The organism is Vibrio sp. 03_296 (assembly GCF_002265885.1).
In genome coordinates this window covers 1-1,573 of record NZ_NPKW01001108.1, presented here as the reverse complement: position 1 = coordinate 1,573, position 1,573 = coordinate 1, and the positions used below count along the sequence as shown (strand labels likewise).

The following is a 1,573-nucleotide window of genomic DNA, read 5'->3' as shown; positions in this document are numbered from 1 at the left end:
CCAAATTACAGCTAAGTGGGAAACGATGTGGGAAGGCTTAGACAGCTAGGATGTTGGCTTAGAAGCAGCCATCATTTAAAGAAAGCGTAATAGCTCACTAGTCGAGTCGGCCTGCGCGGAAGATGTAACGGGGCTAAGTTGTAAACCGAAGCTGCGGCAATGTTCTATGAACATTGGGTAGGGGAGCGTTCTGTAAGCCGTTGAAGGTGTGTTGTAAAGCATGCTGGAGGTATCAGAAGTGCGAATGCTGACATGAGTAACGACAAGGGGGGTGAAAAACCTCCCCGCCGGAAGAYCAAGGGTTCCTGTCCAACGTTAATCGGGGCAGGGTAAGTCGACCCCTAAGGCGAGGCTGAAAAGCGTAGTCGATGGGAAACGGGTTAATATTCCCGTACTTCTTACAATTGCGATGGGGGGACGGAGAAGGCTAGGTGGGCCTGGCGACGGTTGTCCAGGTTCAAGTGCGTAGGCTGAGTGTTTAGGTAAATCCGGAYACTCTTAAGGCTGAGACACGACGTCGAGCTACTACGGTAGTGAAGTCATTGATGCCATGCTTCCAGGAAAAGCCTCTAAGCTTCAGATTGTAAGGAATCGTACCCCAAACCGACACAGGTGGTCGGGTAGAGAATACCAAGGCGCTTGAGAGAACTCGGGTGAAGGAACTAGGCAAAATGGTACCGTAACTTCGGGAGAAGGTACGCTCTTGATGGTGAAGTCCCTTGCGGATGGAGCTGACGAGAGTCGCAGATACCAGGTGGCTGCAACTGTTTATTAAAAACACAGCACTGTGCAAAATCGTAAGATGACGTATACGGTGTGACGCCTGCCCGGTGCCGGAAGGTTAATTGATGGGGTTAGCGTAAGCGAAGCTCTTGATCGAAGCCCCGGTAAACGGCGGCCGTAACTATAACGGTCCTAAGGTAGCGAAATTCCTTGTCGGGTAAGTTCCGACCTGCACGAATGGCGTAATGATGGCCACGCTGTCTCCACCCGAGACTCAGTGAAATTGAAATCGCTGTGAAGATGCAGTGTACCCGCGGCTAGACGGAAAGACCCCGTGAACCTTTACTACAGCTTGGCACTGAACATTGAACCTACATGTGTAGGATAGGTGGGAGGCTTTGAAGACGTGACGCCAGTTGCGTTGGAGCCGTCCTTGAAATACCACCCTTGTATGTTTGATGTTCTAACGTTGGCCCCTAATCGGGGTTGCGGACAGTGCCTGGTGGGTAGTTTGACTGGGGCGGTCTCCTCCCAAAGAGTAACGGAGGAGCACGAAGGTGGGCTAATCACGGTTGGACATCGTGAGGTTAGTGCAATGGCATAAGCCCGCTTAACTGCGAGAATGACGGTTCGAGCAGGTGCGAAAGCAGGTCATAGTGATCCGGTGGTTCTGAATGGAAGGGCCATCGCTCAACGGATAAARGTACTCCGGGGATAACAGGCTGATACCGCCCAAGAGTTCATATCGACGGCGGTGTTTGGCACCTCGATGTCGGCTCAGTCACATCCTGGGGCTGAAGTCGGTCCCAAGGGTATGGCTGTTCGCCATTTAAAGTGGTACGCGAGCTGG

1 rRNA gene is annotated in these 1,573 nt (G+C 52.3%); it reads left to right on the top strand.

Going from position 1 to position 1,573, the window contains the following annotated elements:
- Nucleotides 1-1,573: ribosomal RNA gene (locus tag CIK04_RS30125) — 23S ribosomal RNA — on the top strand; the annotation flags it as partial.